13 protein-coding genes and 1 pseudogene are annotated in these 16,262 nt (G+C 71.9%); 5 read left to right on the top strand and 9 right to left on the bottom strand.

Annotated features, from left to right (window positions below; all coding sequences use genetic code 11):
* Window positions 1-120: 120 nt before the first annotated feature.
* The 3 genes from cobT to AB0E24_RS28580 all read left to right on the top strand — a co-directional run bounded on the left by cobT (window position 121) and on the right by AB0E24_RS28580 (window position 6,755).
* Window positions 121-4,539, top strand: coding sequence for a nicotinate-nucleotide--dimethylbenzimidazole phosphoribosyltransferase (cobT, locus tag AB0E24_RS28590; RefSeq protein ID WP_359381224.1), 4,419 nt, complete (start codon window positions 121-123; stop codon window positions 4,537-4,539).
* Between the two features lie 106 nt (window positions 4,540-4,645).
* Window positions 4,646-5,866, top strand: a complete 1,221-nt coding sequence (cobA, locus tag AB0E24_RS28585; protein ID WP_347234455.1) for a uroporphyrinogen-III C-methyltransferase — start codon at window positions 4,646-4,648, stop codon at window positions 5,864-5,866.
* A gap of 70 nt (window positions 5,867-5,936) precedes the next feature.
* A complete protein-coding gene (locus AB0E24_RS28580) occupies window positions 5,937-6,755 on the top strand; it encodes a TrmH family RNA methyltransferase (protein WP_069869728.1) in 819 nt (272 codons plus the stop codon).
* Window positions 6,756-6,917: 162 nt separating this feature from the next.
* Here the strand turns inward: AB0E24_RS28580 and AB0E24_RS28575 are convergent, their stop codons facing one another.
* Entirely contained in the window at window positions 6,918-8,267 is a 1,350-nt protein-coding gene (locus tag AB0E24_RS28575) for a serine/threonine-protein kinase (RefSeq protein ID WP_359381219.1), read from the bottom strand.
* A gap of 500 nt (window positions 8,268-8,767) precedes the next feature.
* On the opposite strand from AB0E24_RS28575, the gene AB0E24_RS28570 reads away from it, so the two are divergent.
* The gene (locus AB0E24_RS28570; RefSeq protein ID WP_069869871.1) at window positions 8,768-9,004 is read left to right on the top strand and encodes a DUF8836 family protein; all 237 of its coding nucleotides are present in this window, start codon (window positions 8,768-8,770) and stop codon (window positions 9,002-9,004) included.
* 290 nt (window positions 9,005-9,294) lie between these two features.
* Window positions 9,295-9,513, top strand: a complete 219-nt coding sequence (locus AB0E24_RS28565) for a hypothetical protein (protein WP_069869730.1) — start codon at window positions 9,295-9,297, stop codon at window positions 9,511-9,513.
* A 196-nt stretch (window positions 9,514-9,709) separates the two neighbouring features.
* On the opposite strand, the gene AB0E24_RS28560 is transcribed toward AB0E24_RS28565, so the two are convergent.
* The 8 genes and pseudogenes from AB0E24_RS28560 to AB0E24_RS28525 form a co-directional block, all read right to left on the bottom strand.
* The gene (locus tag AB0E24_RS28560; protein WP_359381216.1) at window positions 9,710-10,849 is read right to left on the bottom strand and encodes a methyltransferase domain-containing protein; all 1,140 of its coding nucleotides are present in this window, start codon (window positions 10,847-10,849) and stop codon (window positions 9,710-9,712) included.
* Window positions 10,846-11,718, bottom strand: coding sequence for a radical SAM/SPASM domain-containing protein (locus tag AB0E24_RS28555; RefSeq protein WP_359381360.1), 873 nt, complete (start codon window positions 11,716-11,718; stop codon window positions 10,846-10,848). The genes AB0E24_RS28560 and AB0E24_RS28555 overlap by 4 nt, the downstream gene beginning before the upstream one ends.
* 634 nt (window positions 11,719-12,352) lie before the next feature.
* On the bottom strand, window positions 12,353-12,793 hold the full coding sequence (locus tag AB0E24_RS28550; protein WP_359381213.1) for a hypothetical protein: 441 nt from the start codon (window positions 12,791-12,793) through the stop codon (window positions 12,353-12,355).
* A gap of 55 nt (window positions 12,794-12,848) precedes the next feature.
* Window positions 12,849-14,078 (bottom strand): helix-turn-helix domain-containing protein, encoded by a 1,230-nt coding sequence (locus AB0E24_RS28545; RefSeq protein WP_359381211.1) that lies wholly within the window; start codon window positions 14,076-14,078, stop codon window positions 12,849-12,851.
* A gap of 121 nt (window positions 14,079-14,199) precedes the next feature.
* Entirely contained in the window at window positions 14,200-14,541 is a 342-nt protein-coding gene (locus AB0E24_RS28540; RefSeq protein WP_435865334.1) for a hypothetical protein, read from the bottom strand.
* Entirely contained in the window at window positions 14,538-14,795 is a 258-nt protein-coding gene (locus AB0E24_RS28535; RefSeq protein WP_359381208.1) for a hypothetical protein, read from the bottom strand. The genes AB0E24_RS28540 and AB0E24_RS28535 overlap by 4 nt, the downstream gene beginning before the upstream one ends.
* Before the next feature lie 370 nt (window positions 14,796-15,165).
* Window positions 15,166-15,706 (bottom strand): annotated as a pseudogene (locus AB0E24_RS28530) (glycoside hydrolase family 25 protein); the annotation flags it as partial.
* 75 nt (window positions 15,707-15,781) lie between these two features.
* Window positions 15,782-16,246, bottom strand: a complete 465-nt coding sequence (locus tag AB0E24_RS28525) for a major capsid protein (RefSeq protein ID WP_359381205.1) — start codon at window positions 16,244-16,246, stop codon at window positions 15,782-15,784.
* Between the last annotated feature and the right edge of the window lie 16 nt (window positions 16,247-16,262).

Here is a 16,262-nt window from a genome sequence, read left to right as displayed (position 1 = left end):
GGTAGGCAAGCCTCGGGCGTGTCTACGTGCCGCGCACGGCGCACGCTCGTTCTTGCTCAGGGGGCTTGCTCTCGGTGGTAGGCGGTTGGAAGGAGCACTGACGATGGGCGAGGGGTACGCATGACCGACACCGGCCAGGTCCCGGGAGAGGGACTGCCGGAGAACGCAGGCGGACGACTCGGACACCCGCACCCGGCGGATGTCCACGCCCCGCCTGCCGACGCCGGTTACATCGAGCAGCCGCAGCCCGGTGTCCCCTCCGGAGCCGCCTACACCTTTCTCGACGGGCCCGAACACGTCGGCGATGAGGACGATCTGCTGCTGATGCCCGGCGCCCAAGGCGCCTGGAGCGAACAGCAGGCCCAGTACCAGACCGGGGCGTACGAGGCCGGTGTGCTCGACCCGGGCGCCGCCGCGTACGCCGAGACCCAGATGCCCGAACCACAGCCCGTGGCGGAACAGCCCGTACGGCAGCCGGCCCCGGCCGCGTACGCGACGCCCAGCGCCCCCGCCACCCCCTCCCGGCGGCCGCTCCACATGGGCCCGCCGGTGCCCGACACCTCCAACGGCGTGGTGCGTTCGCTCGCCGACCGCGGCCCGGCCGGGGGCCGGCACGCCGCGCCCGTACGCCAGCCGGAGCCCCAGCCGCAGGCCGAGCCCGAGCAGGTCGCGCCCGAGCAGGTCGCGCCCGAGCAGGTCGCGCCTGAGCAGGTCGCGCCTGAGCCGCAGCCGCAGATGCCGCACCAGCCCGAGCCTCAGCCCGAGTACGAGATGGGGCTCCAGCAGGGTGTGGTGGCGCCCGAGCAGGGTGTCCCGGTGCCTGAGCAGGGTGTCCCGGTGCCTGAGCAGGGCGGGATGACCGGGCAGCAGTTCGCCGGGCATGAGCGGTTCGTGCTGTCCGAGCAGCAGTTCGTCGCGCCTGACCAGTTCGTGGCTCCCGAGCAGGCGATCATGGCTGAGCAGATGACCATGCCGGAGCAGGCGGTCATGGCTGAGCAGCCGCTGATGGCCGACTACTCCACCGCGCCTCAGTACGCCGCCGGGCCGCAGTACTTCACCCCGCGGCCCGAGGACCCGAATCGGCTCCCCGGGCCCCAGCTCGCCGACCTCTCGCAGATTGTCGACGCCCCGCCGCCGGGGGACGCCTGGGACTCCACGCCGCCGATGCAGCAGGCGGCGCCCATTGCGGCGCCCGCACCCGCGCCCGTGGAGACGGCCGGTCCGGCCGAGGAGCCGCAGGTCGCGGAGGCGCCCGAAGGGGAGCCCGCGTCCCAGCAGTTCGCCCAGCCCGAGGCGGTGGCGCCCGAGGCGCAGCCGGTCGCGATGGACCAGGTGTATGTGGACCCGGCGGTCGCGGACCCGCACCAGCCGGGCGCGACCATCCCGGCCCAGGCCGGGGCGCCCGTCATGGAGCCCGCCCCGCAGGCGGCCGTGGCCGAGGAGCAGGTGGTCGACATCCCGGCCCAGGCCCAGGACGAGCCCGTCGTCGAGCAGCTCGAGCCCCAGCCCGTCCCCGCCCCCGCGCCCGTCGCGGAGCCCGCACCGGAGATTCCGGCGCAGCTGGCCCATGAGCCGGTCACGGCCGAGGAGCCGCAAGCGCCCGTCGCCGAGGCCCCAGCCCAGGAGGCCGTTCAGCAACTCCCGGAGCAGTCCGCCGAAACGGTGGAGCAGACCGCCGTGGACCCGGGTCACTCGATAGTGGCCGACGGGACCCCTCAGCCCGAGGAGTCCGCCGCCGAGGAGCAGGCCGCTACGGAGGCGCCCCAGCAGGAGGCCCTCCAGCAGGAAGCGCCTCAGCAGGAGGCCCCCGCCGAGCCGCTGGCCGAGGCCGCGCCCGAAGCGGAGGCCGCACCGGAAGCGGAGGCCGCACCGGAGGCCGAGGCAGTGACACAGGAGGCACCCGCCGAGGCGCCTGAGCAGGTGGCCGCCGAGCCGGAGCCCGAGCCGACCGCCGTCGAGGCGGAGATCCCCGAGGCCCAGGAGCAGCCGCCGGAGGAGCAGACCCCCGAGGCCGAAGCGGCGGACACCCCGGACGCCGAGGCCCCCGCGAACGAGGCCCCCGAGGCCGAGGCACCCGAGACCGCCGAGGCCGCGGCGACGCCCGCCGAACCGGAGGCGGAAGCGGCGGCCGAGGCAGCGCCCGAGGCCGGGGCAGAAGCCACCGAGCCCACGGCGGAGCCCGAGGCAGAGGCGGCGGCCCAGCCCACCGAGCCCGAGCCCACCGGGCCTCAGCCCACCGAACCCGGGGCCACCGCACCCGAAGCGGAGCAGCCCGAAGGCGAAGCCACCGAGCCCCAGCCCGCCGAGTCCGAGCCCCAGGCCGCCGAGCAGGAAGCCGCGGAGCCGAAGGCCGATACCCCGGAGGCAGACGCTCCGGAAGCCACCGAGCCCGCACCCACCGAGCCCGAGGCCAACGCCCCGGAAGCCGCCGACCCCGAGACCAACGCACCGGAAGCCGCCGACCCCGAGGCCGACCCCGACTCCGAGGCCGGATCCGCCGCACCGGAGACCACGGCTCCGGAAGAAGCCCCCGAGCCCGCGGCCACAGAGCCCGAGGCCGCCACCCCCGAGTCGGAGCCGGAGCCCGAAACAGTGCCCCAGCCCGAAACGGCCACCGGCCCCCAAGCAGCGGACGCCGACCCGCAGTCGGCCCCCGAGCCCGTAGCGGCCGACGCCAACCCCGAGACAACCCCCGAGCCCGCGGCCGCCGACGCCACCCCCGAAGTGGCCCCCGAATCCGCACCGGAGCCGGAGCCGGAGCCGGCCCCGGAGCCCGAGCCCGAGGCGGCCCCCATCCCCCTCGGCCCGCCCGCCGACGGGTACGACGAGGCTGAGCGCGCCGCAGTCCACCGTGTGATGCGCGAGCGCCGGGACATCCGTAACGGCTTCCGGTCCGACCCCATCCCGCACGAGGTGCTGCTGCGCGTCCTCGAAGCCGCGCACACCGCGCCCAGCGTGGGCCACTCCCAGCCGTGGGACTTCGTCGTGATCCGCTCGGCGGAGACCCGACGTGCCATGCATGACCTGGCCATGCGCCAGCGGGACGCGTACGCCAAGTCGCTCCCCAAGGGCCGGGCCAAGCAGTTCAAGGAACTGAAGATCGAGGCCATCCTCGAGACCCCGGTCAACATCGTCGTCACCGCCGACCCCACCCGCGGCGGCCGGCACACCCTCGGCCGCCACACCCAGCCGCAGATGGCGCCGTACTCCTCGGCGCTCGCGGTGGAGAACCTCTGGCTCGCCGCCCGCGCCGAGGGCCTCGGAGTCGGCTGGGTCAGCTTCTTCGACGAGCGCGAGATGGTGCGTGAGCTCGGGCTGCCCGAGCACCTGGAGGTCGTGGCGTATCTGTGCGTCGGATACGTCGACGAGTTCCCGGAGGAGCCGGAGCTGATGAAGGCCGGGTGGTCCAAGCGCCGCCCGCTGTCCTGGGTCGTCCACGAGGAGACGTACGGCCGCCGCACCCTGCCCGGCGGGGACCCGCACAATCTGCTCCAGGAGACCCTGCGGGGCATCCGCCCGCTGGACGCCAAGGCGCTCGGCGAGGCGTGGGAGCGGCAGAAGCGGATGACCAAGCCGTCCGGTGCGCTCGGCATGCTGGAGATCATTTCCGCCCAGCTGAGCGGGCTGTCCCGGCAGTGCCCGCCGCCGATCCCGGAGCCCGCGGCCGTCGCGGTCTTCGCGGGCGACCACGGGGTGCACGCCCAGGGCGTCACCGCCTGGCCGCAGGAGGTCACCGCCCAGATGGTGGCCAACTTCCTGGGCGGCGGCGCGGTCTGCAACGCCTTCGCGAGCCAGGTGGGCGCCGAGGTGTGCGTCGTGGACGTGGGGGTGGCGAGCGATCTGCCCAGCACCCCCGGGCTGCTGCCGCGCAAGGTGCGGGCGGGCACCGGGGACTTCACCGTCGGCCCCGCGCTCACCCGCGAGGAGGTGCTGCGCGGCATCGAGGTGGGTATCGAGACCGCCCGCGATCTGGTGGCCGCCGGTAACAAGGCGCTGCTCACCGGGGAGATGGGGATCGCCAACACCACCGTGTCGGCCGCCCTGGTCTCCATCTACACCGGCGCCGACCCGGCCGAGGTGACCGGGCGCGGCACCGGTATCAACGACGAGATGCACGCCCGCAAGATCGATGTCGTACGGCGCGGTCTCGAGCTGCACCAGCCCGATCCGGCCGATCCCATCGGTGTGCTGTCGGCGTTCGGCGGCCTGGAGCACGCCGCGATCGCCGGGCTGCTGCTGGGCGGCGCCTCGCTGCGTACGCCCGTGATCCTGGACGGGGTGAGCGCGGGCGCCGCCGCGCTGGTCGCCCGGGCCATCGCCCCCGAGGTGCTGGCGGCCTGCATCGCGGGCCACCGCAGCGCCGAGCCGGGCCATGTGGCGGCCCTGAACAAGCTGGGTCTGCGCCCCCTGGTCGACCTGGATCTACGGCTCGGCGAGGGCACCGGGGCGCTGCTCGCCCTGCCGGTGGTGCAGAGCGCCGCACGGGCGATGCACGAGGTGGCCACGTTCGACTCCGCAGGGGTCACGGAGAAGAACTGATGCGTGCCCCCGCCGCGTAAGGTGGCGGCGGGGGCCAGTCCCACAGTCGATCAGCCGCTCCAGCGCCGCAGCGGCCGCGCATTCGCACGAGGAGAGCCGCACCGCCATGTCCGAAAACTTTGCGTACCCGGTCGGACTGCGCCTTTCCGGGCGGCGGGTCGTCGTCCTCGGAGCGGGCCAGGTGGCCCAGCGCCGGCTGCCCGCGCTGATAGCGGCCGGTGCGGACATCCTGCTGATCTCGCCGTCCGCCACGGCCTCCGTCGAGGCCATGGCCGAGGCGGGGGAGGTGCGCTGGGAGCGCCGCCGGTACCGGGAGGGCGATTTCGAGGGCGCCTGGTACGTGCTGATCACCACGGACGACCCGGAGGCCAACGCCGCCGCGTCCGCCGAGGCCGAGGCGCGCCGCGTCTGGTGCGTCCGCAGCGACGACGCCGAGGCCGCCTCCGCCTGGACCCCGGCCACCGGACGCAGCGAGGGCGTCACCGTGGCCGTGCTCACCGGGCAGGATCCGCGCCGCTCCGCCGCGGTCCGGGACGCCGTGGTGGAGGGGCTGCGCGACGGCACGCTCGCCGCGCCCCGCCACCGCACCCGCGGCCCCCATGTGGCGCTGGTGGGCGGCGGGCCGGGCGATCCGGACCTGATCACCGTGCGCGGCCGCCGCCTCCTCGCCGAGGCGGACGTGGTGGTGGCCGACCGCCTCGGCCCGCGCGATCTGCTCGATGAACTGCCGCCGCATGTCGAGGTGATCGACGCGGCGAAGATCCCGTACGGCCGCTTCATGGCGCAGGAGGCGATCAACAACGCGTTGATCGAGCACGCCAAGGCGGGCAAGTCGGTGGTCCGCCTCAAGGGCGGCGACCCCTTCGTCTTCGGGCGCGGCATGGAGGAGGCGGAGGCGCTCGCCGCGGCCGGGATCCCGTGCACCGTGGTCCCCGGCATCTCCAGCTCCATCAGCGTCCCGGGCGCGGCCGGGATCCCGGTGACCCACCGGGGCGTCGCGCATGAGTTCACGGTGGTCAGCGGCCATGTCGCCCCCGACGACCCCAGCTCCCTGGTGGACTGGGCGGCGCTGGCCAGGCTGCGCGGCACGCTGGTGCTGCTCATGGCCGTCGAGAAGATCGGCGCCATCGCCGCGGCCCTCGTCGCGCACGGCCGGGCCGCCGACACCCCGGTCGCCGTGGTCCAGGAGGGCACCACCCCGACACAGCGGCGGGTGGACGCGACCCTCGCCACCGTCGCGGAGAAGGTCGCGGCCGAGGGCGTACGGCCCCCGGCGGTCGTGGTGATCGGCGATGTCGTCGCCCTCTCCGCCCGTGACCACGGATGACGTAACCGTCGGTAACTTATTCGCGTCGGGCTCATTGGCACCGCATCCAGGACAAGGCAGTATCACTTAAGTGGCTGATCTCATCACCGTCGATGATCCGGACGACCCGCGGCTGAGCGACTACACGGGTCTGACCGATGTGGAGCTACGACGCAAGCGGGAGCCGGCCGAGGGCCTGTTCATCGCCGAGGGGGAGAAGGTGATCCGGCGCGCCCGTGTGGCCGGTTACGAGATGCGCTCGATGCTGCTCTCGTCCAAGTGGGTCGATGTGATGCGGGACGTCATCGAGGACGTGCCCGCCCCCGTCTACGCCGTCAGCCCCGAACTGGCCGAACGCGTCACGGGCTACCACGTCCACCGCGGCGCCCTCGCCTCTATGCAGCGCAAGCCGCTGCCGGACGCGGAGTCGGTCCTGCGGGACGCGCGGCGCGTCGCCATCATGGAGTCCGTCAACGACCACACCAACACGGGTGCCATCTTCCGCAGCGCGGCGGCCCTCGGCATGGACGCCGTGCTCCTCTCCCCGGACTGTGCCGACCCCCTCTACCGGCGCTCGGTCAAGGTCTCCATGGGCGCCGTCTTCTCCGTGCCGTACGCCCGTCTGGAGAGCTGGCCGCGCGGGCTGGAGGCGGTCCGGGACGCCGGTTTCAAGATCCTCGCCCTGACCCCCGACGAGAAGGCCACCACCATCGACGACGCGGCCCCGCACCGCCTGGAACGGGTCGCGCTGATGCTGGGCGCGGAGGGCGACGGGCTCTCCACCCAGGCGCTGATGGCCGCGGACGAGTGGGTCCGGATCCCCATGGCCCACGGCGTGGACTCCCTCAACGTGGGCGCGGCGGCGGCGGTCGCCTTTTACGCGGTCACCTCGGGCAGACCGGGACTCTGACAGCCAGGGGCGGAGCACCGCCTTCCAGCCCCTCCGGCGCTTGAGGAGCGGGGTCTGGGGCGGAGCCCCAGTTTCGGGAAGGGGCGGGGAGGGGGAAGCACCGATATGCGGCCCCGCCGCGTGGCCCGCCGCAGGCGCCAAGCCCCGCGGGACACTCCGCAACTAGCGGCCGTCAGGCTCGGCCGCCACCGAATGCGGCGCTGCCGAATGCGGCGCCGTCGACGAGACCGACCCCGGTGACCCCGCCGACCCCGCCGACCCCGTCGGCATGGGCGGCGCGCCCAGCCCGTTCGCCGGACCCTGGCAGCCCTGTGCCGCCGCGATCCCCAGCGCCACCAGCAGCGTCACCACGACGAACACGGTCAGCCGCTGCCGCAGCAGCCGGGGGTTCGGCCCGCCGGGACGGCGTCCGTTCGGCGAGGTGCGGACGGGATGGGCCGGGCGGCCCTGGCGGTCCGTCCGCACGGGCGGCCGCGGGCTCCGGCGCTGCGCCGGACGCGCGGGGGTGTTCCGCCCCGAGGGGCGCCCCCCGGTCCCGCCCGTACCGGCTCCCGGCCGCGAGGACGGGGACCCGCCGCGCGGGGCGGGCGTCGTGCCGGGGCGCCGCTCCGTGTTCTGGTCGGCGTACGCCTCGGGGCGCCGCGCCGGGGGATGGCCGCCGCCGTAGCCCCCGCCGCCGGTCCCGTGGCCGTGCGCCTCGCGCGCCGCGATCTCCTTGAGCCGCAGCGACAGTTGCAGAGTGCTCGGCCGGTCCTCCGGGTCCTTCGCCAGACAGGCGTGGAGCAGCGGCGCCAGGGCGTCGGGGACGCCCAGCAACTGCGGCTCCTCGTGCACCACCCGGTAGAGCATCACCTCGGAACTCCCGTGCCCGAACGGCGAGTCCGCCGTCGAGGCGTACGCGAGCGTGGCGCCCAGCGCGAAGACGTCGGTCGCCGGGGTGACCGCCGCGCCCCGCACCTGCTCGGGCGCGAGGAAGCCGGGCGAGCCGACCGCCGTGCCGACGTGGGTGAGGGTGCTGGCCCCGGTCGCCCAGGCGATGCCGAAGTCGATGATGCGCGGGCCCTTGGGGGAGAGCAGGATGTTGGAGGGCTTGAGGTCGCGGTGGACGACCCCCGCCTCATGGACCGCCAACAGCCCCTCCGCCAGCGCCGACCCGATCGAGGCGACCTGGGCGGCGGGCAGCGGGCCCTCCTCGTTCACCTTGTCGTGGAGGGAGGGGCCCGGTACGTACTGGGTGGCGAACCAGGGGCGGTCGGCCTCCAGATCGGCGGCCACCAGCCGGGCCGTACAGCCGCCGCGGATCCGCCGCGCCGCGGAGACCTCCCGGGCGAACCGCGACCGGAACTCCCGGTCCTCGGCGAGATCGGGCCGGATCACCTTCAGGGCCACCCGCTGCCCGCGCCGGTCGGAGCCGAGGTAGACCACCCCCATGCCGCCCGCGCCGAGCCGCCGGTGCAGGCGGAAGGAGCCGACGACACGCGGGTCCTCGCGCCGGAGCCGCATCATCGCCATGTCCGTCCCCTACCTCCGGTGGGGAGGCCCCTTACCTCAGGGCCGGTCCGGAGCGGTGATCTGGGCTCGCGGGGCGTGGCACGCTTCCCCAGCTGCCGCTGGGAGGTGCCCCCGCTCGCGGCGTTGTCGAAATGCCCTGGTAGCTCCGCTACGAGGGCCTTCCGGCGCCTTGCGATCGCACGCACCACGCCCCGCTCCCTGATCCAGATCACCGCTCCGGACAGGCCCTGACCCCTGGTGGGGAGCCCCATCCGCTGCCGTCTGCTTGCCGTTTGCCGCCGATCAGCCGTCGGATCGCCGCTGTTGCCCGTTGCCCTCCGTCTGACGTGCACAGCTTACGGATTGACGGCGCCGCGCGCTGAGAGGCCGCGCATGCGTCGGGCGATGGATTGTCAGTGGTGCCTGAGATCCTGGAGAAGTGGGCCGGAATCGTGGCAATCCGTCGCTCCGGTCCGCGCTGCGTGATCTCAAAAGGCCGTCTCCAAAGGGGGATTGAGACCGTGAAGGGTGATCGTGTGGAGATAGTCGTGGACGCGGGGGACACGACGCGGACGTATGAAGTGGTGGCCAGCAGAGCGGGCCGGAGGGTCGAGACCGCGGTCCGGCGGGGGGTCGTGGAAGTGAGCGAAGTCACCCGTAATGGGGCCGTCGTGCGGACGGCCCGCTTCATGGCCAATCGGGTTCTGGCACTGGTGGAGCAGCCGGTGCCCCGCGGCGAGCAGGGGGAGGGCGAGTGAGCAGGGCTGACACACGTTCGGAGGGGCACACTCCATGGGCTCCGGAGGGGCTCCGGAAGGATCTCTTCCCCGGACCCCTCCGGGAAGACCCCAAGGCATGAGGGCGCATCTCCACCCAGGGGAGTAGTCCACGCCTCCCGGGGTCATCCTCCGGGAGGCCCGGCAATCGATACGAAGGCATGACGCCGAGCACCGGGGTGCGCGCCTAATGTAGTCGTCAAGCGGCGGGCGCAGCACTCGTCCCCCGAGGTCAGACGCTCGCCGCCCCCAGATGTGACGGAGGAGGGACGATGGCGGACACGGCTGGACGCACGACCATCCGGACACGTCGTCGCGGGTCCGTGGACGCGGCGCTCGACGCGTTCGGCGGTCCGCAGACCGGCACCCGCCATCCTCTGGTCGCGGCGGCGATGGTGCTGCCGATGGCCATCCTCCTGACCATCACCTTCGGCGGCTGGGATGCCGTCGTCACACAGGCGTCGTCCGTGGCGGGAATGCTGGGGCGCTAAGCGCTCCGGGTCCGGGAGAGCGGCCCGGGCCGGGGACTTCCGGCCATTAAACCCCGTGGGGACGGGGGTGCGGCGGACGGCACGAATGCCCGGACAGCTGGGGAGCTGTCCGGGCATCGCGCCTTTCAGAACCGATTTCGACCGCCATGAGCGCCCTCTGGCGGAAGCCGTACCAGGGCCGCCCTTCCCGCTGGGATCAGCTCAGCGCGGCAGACCACTTTCCGCGGCCGAGGAACGTACGACCGTCGGGCATGATGTCGACGCGGGCCCCTCGCACCGGTAGCTCGCCGTTGCTGAGCCAGTAGTCGCGGACCTTATCGAGGGCGTCCCACAGCCGGCGGGGACCGCCCTGGTGCACGGTGGGCCGCTCGTTCCCGGTCGCCGTCGCCCGAGCCCACGATCCGTCGGCATGTGCCATGAGCGCGACACGCTGCTCGCCGTCCTCCCGGTACTCGTGCTCGATACCGGGCGCCTCGACGTCGAGCATGGACGCGAGGTCCCACGCGTTCGCCACGTCGACGACGGGATACGGTCCGCGGGTGACGTCATCTCCGTCCAGTTCCGCGGCCTTGGCGAGGCGAATGGCCACCCCGGGCGGGTAGTCGTCACCGTGGTGAGCGTGCATGAACCCTGCCCGGTCCCACTCGACGCGCCCGGTCGCGCCCCCGTCCTCGTCCTTCTCGGCTGTGACGAGGAGGGAGGTACCGGCGATCGTGGTCACCAGCCGACCGCCGGGGCGGAGTACCCGGAGCCAGCTTGCGGGAATCGTGCGTACGGACACGGTGGCGACGATCCGGTCAAAGCTCGCGGGCTCGTACGGCAGGTCGCCGGTCGCGTCGATGGTGTCGAGCGTGGGAGCGACCCCAGCCTCGCTCATCCGCTTGCGGGCGATCTCGGTCAGGTAGAGGTCGACATCGACGCTTGTCACCTGTTCGTCGCTCAGTCGGCGGGCAGCGAGGGCGGCCCCGTACCCGCTTCCCGTGCCCACATCGAGCAGCCGGTCGCCGTCATCGATGCGGGCATGCTGGAACATGCCCACGACCAGGCTCGGCAGGGTGGCCGAGGACGTCGGCCGGCCGTGCGGCCGGTCGGCCTCCGTGGCGTAGTCGGCGTGTAAGGGGCCGACACGGGTCACGAGCGAGGTGTCGCGGTACGCCGCGTCGAGCCAGCGATTCGGGTCTGAGGGACCGTCGTGCAGCTCCCAGCCGTCCGAACCGCGCTCCCACCATCGGGGGACGAGCAGGTGCCGTGGCGTAGCGGCGACGGCCGGCGTCCATCGGGAGTGCCGGTGTGTCGCGGCGCCGGCTAGAGAGACGGCGCGGGTGGACCAGTTCACGCGTGGACTCCAAGGGAGGGCGGCGGGGCGGGTGCGAAGTGCTTCGGGTTGCAGGCGGGCGTTCGGGCGGGGTCGCAGTCGTTCGAATCGGCCGGGGTACAGGCGTCGGCGCGCGGCTCGGGCACGGCTGCAATCATCTCGCCCCATCGGTCGCTGTGCAGGATCTCGGCGAGACGCTGTTCGCGGACGTTGCCGGCGACCATGAAGCGACTGAGGATGCAGCCGGACACGGCCCCGTCGGGGGAGACGGATACGCGGTGCCGGAAGCAGTGTCCGCACAACTCGGCGGCGGTCGGCATGCTCGTGTCCGGCTCGGCCGCGCGGCCGACCTTGCGCATGCGGTCGACCTGGATTTCCTTGATGCCGAGCCGGTGGAGCTCCGCTTTGGCCTGCTCGACGCGCTGCCCCTCGATCACTTCGACGATGCCGGCGCGCATGGGGATACCGCGGCGGACCGCTTCGACGATGTTGGCCCTGGTGCGGTCGAGGCTTCCCCGCGTGCGGGTGATCTCCTCGTGCTGGGCCCGGTCGTCGCTGTAGTAGGACGTGGCGAGGCAGACGCCCTTACGACTGAACGAGTCCCAGAGAGACGGCCGTACGTGGGTGAGGTTCGAATACACCTCGACACCGAGGCCAGCGTCGAGGGCTTTGTCGATGAACTGCGGCAGGTGTGGTGAGAGGGTCGGCTCGCCGCCGATGAACTGGACCATGGGGATGCCCAGCTCGGCCACGTCCGCGATGACGTGCGACCAGTCGTCGCGGGTCATGTGCCCGGAGGGTGCCTGCGGGCTGCTGCTGGTGCAGCAGTGGGTACACCGGAGTTGGCAAGTTCCGGTGATCTCCAGCTCAACGGACTGGATACCGATCACGGTAGCTGTGCTCACGCGAGTGCCTCCATGAGTAGATGGGTGCGACCCTGACCCTGCGGTCGCCTGGGGTGGTGCACCGCCCCCGCGCCGCGGGGGAACCGGTAAATACGCGGGGGCGGCGGTCAGCGGGCGGCGTGCCTCGCCGGTTTCCGGCGGCGCCGGCCCGCCCTCGCCGGGGTGGGTTGGCACCCGGCGGGGGCGGGGGACTGCGGGGGCCTGGGCGGCATCAGCAGGGGAGCGGCGAGCAGGTTGTACCGGGCGTCGTAGTCGGTGACGCTGATGCGGTACGGCTCGGCGGTTGCGAGTGTCGACAGAGCCTGCTCGTACTGGCTGGGTTCCTGAGCCCATGCGTACAGGTAGGCGTGAGGGCGGGGACACGTGGGCCCGGTGGGGAGGACGGGAGCCCTCCCGAGGTAGGGCTCGCCAGGGTGGGGGTCGAGCAGGCGGGCTAGGTGCAGCGCTTCGGCTTGCATCCATCGGGCGGCCAGTCGAGGCGTGGGCGCTCGGTAGGTGGCGAGTATGACCTTGCGGGTGCCGCTTAGGTCGTGGGCGGTCGCTGCACAGTGGAAGGCGAGGGGGAGCCGCGCGGAAGTGTGTGCCGAGCCAAGCGGAGCGAGCGTCAGCACAGCCGTGCTCACGGCTTACCCTCTCGGGCCTGGTGCCGCTTCTCGATGATGTGGTCGAGCTGGATTCGGTACAGCTCGACCTGTTCGGGCATCAGAATCAGCACCGACTCGGACATCCCGCCGTCTTCGTGGTGGACCATGACCGGTAGGGCGGCCTGCTGCGCCCGGTGGTCATAGATGACGTCCCGTTTCAGGGGACTGACGTGCGTGACCGGCACGGGCACGGGGCGCAAGGCGTCACCGCTGGACGGGGCCGACCATTCCCGGCCGCCTCCCGGTGGGCGCAGGTGGTAGGTCGCCGAGCTTGCGCCCGGTACACGGACGACGACGCCGATCCGCCCGTTTTCCGCGAGGTCTGAGGCGAGGTCGCCGAGCCGGGGGCGAAACGGGGCGCCTGCGCTTAACTCGGCGCCCTGCGCGGGAAGTTGCTTCGAAGTCTGTTCGGCCATGCCCCGAAGCTAGGAGCAGGGCAGTAGCCGAATATGAACCGCAGGAATATCACCCTCATCCATCAAGGTGAAAGCGGTCTGACATGCGGCGCAGCTTCTCACGGGTGGTCGCTCGTTCGGCGTAGACGAGGCTACGCAGGGTTGACCGCGCAATGGGGTGGTTGCGGATGAGCTGGGGCGCGATGCGTTCGGCCTTCTCCAGTTCCTTCAACGCCTTGTCCCGGTTTCCATCCCAAAGCCACGCGCGGGCAAGGTCCATGTGGTGGTGCCCCTGGCGTGAGTTGGGGAGCCCGGCCACAAGTTCCGAACTGGTTTTGCGGTTTATGGCCAGAGCCCTTCGCTGCTCGCGCATCTCAAGCGCAACGCTGATGGCGTGAATCTGGACGTTGCCCGGCGAGAACGTGAGCGAATGCCGGTCGTACACCGGCGGACCGGAGTATTCGCCCAACCGATCTGCGGCGTCCCTGGCGTGCGCGATGCGGTCCTCGGCCTCCGCCCGGAGTCCGCCCCGTGCTGCCGAAACCGCCGCGCGCAGTTGCAACGAGCCCCATGCACGAATGGCCAGCGGTTCGCCCTGGTCGTAACCCTGCTGCACGCTTCGAAGCGCCTTGTCCGAGAGGGCGACGGCATCCGCCCAATCTGCGGTTGCCCACATATCCCATACCCGCATCCAGTCGGCCACGGCTGGCATGACGGAATCACCAGACAACCGCGCTGACCATGCGGCCCGTTCACAGGCCATGGCAACCAATTCGGGGTGGCCGAGGGCGTGTGCGGCGGTGTGCGCGAACTTGCAGCACACGGCGTAGATCGCGAAGGCTTCCTCGCGCTGATGTCCGGTCGATACCTCGACGAGGGCGCGAGCCTCCCGGAACAGGTCGGGAAGTACCTGCATGATCGCCACGTTCGCTGCTGCGTCGCGTAGGCGGTGCAGTCGGGTGGTCTCCTGCCAGAGCTGACCAGCCGGCCGCGGGGGGCCGTCGAAAATGGGGGCGAGGTCATACCGGCGCAGCTCGCGCAGGACGGATGACGCGGCGACCTGCCATTGATTCTCGTCGGGCGAGCTGTTGTACGGACGGCCGATCAGGTCATTCGGGTGCACATGCAGCTCGGCGGCGAGCAGGTTGAGCAGGCCGACCCGATCAAGTTCGATAAGGCCGCGTTCCATCTTCGACACCCACCCCTGAGACTTCCCCAGGGCGGCGGCGAGGTCGGCCTGGGGCATCCCGAGACGGAGCCGTGCACGCCGTGCGCGACGGCCGATCTCCTCGGCTTCTTCCAACATCAGTGAGCCCCCTTTGCGGCGTGGCGCCGGCGGGGTTCAGGCGGGCGGCGATGCATCCGTGCTCCATCCGTCGGGCGTATACCTCAGAACGGTACCCAGCGTGCGCGACGGGTGTGGAGTGCTACAGAGCAAGAAGTGCGCCAGTAATGACAAAGGCGCCCCCGCACGGCCGTGAGCGGCCGTACGGGGGCGTTGCCATGTCATCGGCTGTGAGCTGCCACAGGGACAGCAGCAGGCCGCACAGAGCGACCAGCGCGGCCACGGACGGGAGCGGCCACCGGGCGCGCTCGAGGGCGTCGAGGCGTCGGGCGTGCTCCTTCTGCGTCTCGTCGCTCTGGTCGTGGCGTTGGACGAGCAGGGCGAGGGCGCCGTCGGTGCGGGTAAACCCGACCTCGATGGTTCGCCGGATGTGCTCGAGCTCGATGGCGACCGCAGCCTGATCGTTGGGCGAGGGCTCGGTCACTCGGTGCCGCCCCCGGTGTCGGGGAGGCCGATGCCGAGTCGGTCGAGCAGCTGCTCGACGGCGGGCGTGGCCATGATGTGGGCGACGATGCCCGCGGCGGCGGCTGCTGATCCGGCGGCGGCGACCAGCCAAGGGGCGGCGACGGCGAGGGCGTCGTTATCGGCGATCACGGCGGCGAGGGCGGGCAGTACGGCGGCGATGGCGAGCAGGGTCTGTATCGCGGTGCGGATGGCGCGCTTGGTCTTGTCGCTCATAGGGGGTGTCTCCCATCGTGCGGCGGTGAGGTGGTGGCCCGCCCCGGGGCGCGGTGATGGCGGGGCGGGCGAGGGCCTACTTGTCGTAGGCGAGGCGGAACAGGGCGGCCCAGCCCTTCGGGCCGATCGCCGGGTCGTTGGTCTTGCCCTTGGCGCGGTACTGCGGGTGCGCGGTGTGGAACTTGGCGACCGCGGCCTGAGTCTGCGGCCCGTAGTTGGTCGGCTCCTTGACTCTCTTGGGCATGAACCCTGCCGTCTTCAGCGCGCGCTGAAGTGGCACGGCCGACGGCTGGCTCTTGTTCGGCGCGAGCCCCGTGGGGAACTTGGGCGGGGTGTATGTCTTCGGCTCGTCGTCCTTGTCGGCGCTCTTGTTCGCCCACGCGCGCAGGGTGGCGCGGTCTGCGAACTTGCCGACGTTCGTATCAACGGGCCGGTCGGTGTACTGGTGGAACGTCCACGCGGCCGTGATGCGCGGCTTTCCGACCGTGACGTAATCGGCGATCCACAGGGCGTCGCCCACGTTCGACGTGTTGTCGCGGTGGAGCCAGTAGTACTGATTGCAGTAGAGGCCGACGCGGTGCGTCTTCCCGCGCAGGCGCTTGACCTCCGCCATGAACTCGTCCTTCTGTGCGCAGGACACGCCCGCGTCTTCCCAGTCGGCGAACAGCGGGTCGCCCTCGAGGCTGGCGGCCTTCTGGACGAAGTACGCGGCCTGCTTCTTTATGTCGCCCGGGCGTAGGAAGTGATAGAACCCGACGACCAGCCCGGCGGCGCGGGCGCGCTGCCTGCGCGGTCATCCTGGGGTTGACGTAGGACGTGCCCTCGGTGGCCTTGACGAACACGAAGTCGAGTCCGGCGGTGCTGTAGGTGGTCGACTGGTAGGACGAAACGTCGATGCCCTTAACGGTCATGGGTGCTGTCTCCAGACATGCAAAACGCCCCGCGGCGCGGTGCCGGGGGCGGACGGGGGGAGGGGCGGCGCGGTGCTACGCGAACGCGGCCCAGTACTTGATGGGGTCCGTCTCGATGGCGGACGGGGTGAACGATCCGGGCCAGGACGACAGGCCAGAGATCACCTGGAACGTGGTCCGGGCGGCCTTGATCTTCTGCTGCATGTTCAGAGTGACCGCGTTGGACGCGGCCGGACCGATACGGGCGATCACCCGGTCGACCTGGAACGACCCACCCAGTACGGCGAGGTCGACGCTGTACCGCTGGGTCTTGACCTCGCTCGGCGCGTACTCGGTGTTGAGCTTGCGGAACGCGGCCGTGGGCTGGGTGATCAGTCGGCGGTACGTGTAGGTGAGGGTGTCGCCGTCGCCGGCGGGGTTGACCACGTCGTTGAAGACGAGGGAGTCGAGCAGTACGGATTCCTTGCGGAACTCGTCGATGACCTGCACGTCGACATCGTCCGTGGCGTTGTTCTTGGCTTCGTCGAGAGTGACGGGCATGGGGGCGGTGCTCCTG

Origin of the sequence: Streptomyces malaysiensis subsp. malaysiensis (genome assembly GCF_040653035.1) — a bacterium.
Lineage (GTDB): Bacteria > Actinomycetota > Actinomycetes > Streptomycetales > Streptomycetaceae > Streptomyces > Streptomyces malaysiensis.
Note: the sequence above shows the minus strand (reverse complement) of the source record. Positions and strands in the feature narration are given on the sequence as shown.

Coding starts and splice junctions, on each gene's coding strand:
- AB0E24_RS28550 (WP_359381213.1), bottom strand. CDS start 12,793: ATGGCCGAACAGACTTCGAAGCAACTTCCCGCGCAGGGCGCCGAGTTA.
- cobT (WP_359381224.1), top strand. CDS start 121: ATGACCGACACCGGCCAGGTCCCGGGAGAGGGACTGCCGGAGAACGCA.
- AB0E24_RS28565 (WP_069869730.1), top strand. CDS start 9,295: ATGGCGGACACGGCTGGACGCACGACCATCCGGACACGTCGTCGCGGG.
- AB0E24_RS28535 (WP_359381208.1), bottom strand. CDS start 14,795: ATGAGCGACAAGACCAAGCGCGCCATCCGCACCGCGATACAGACCCTG.
- cobA (WP_347234455.1), top strand. CDS start 4,646: ATGTCCGAAAACTTTGCGTACCCGGTCGGACTGCGCCTTTCCGGGCGG.
- AB0E24_RS28575 (WP_359381219.1), bottom strand. CDS start 8,267: ATGGCGATGATGCGGCTCCGGCGCGAGGACCCGCGTGTCGTCGGCTCC.
- AB0E24_RS28545 (WP_359381211.1), bottom strand. CDS start 14,078: ATGTTGGAAGAAGCCGAGGAGATCGGCCGTCGCGCACGGCGTGCACGG.
- AB0E24_RS28525 (WP_359381205.1), bottom strand. CDS start 16,246: ATGCCCGTCACTCTCGACGAAGCCAAGAACAACGCCACGGACGATGTC.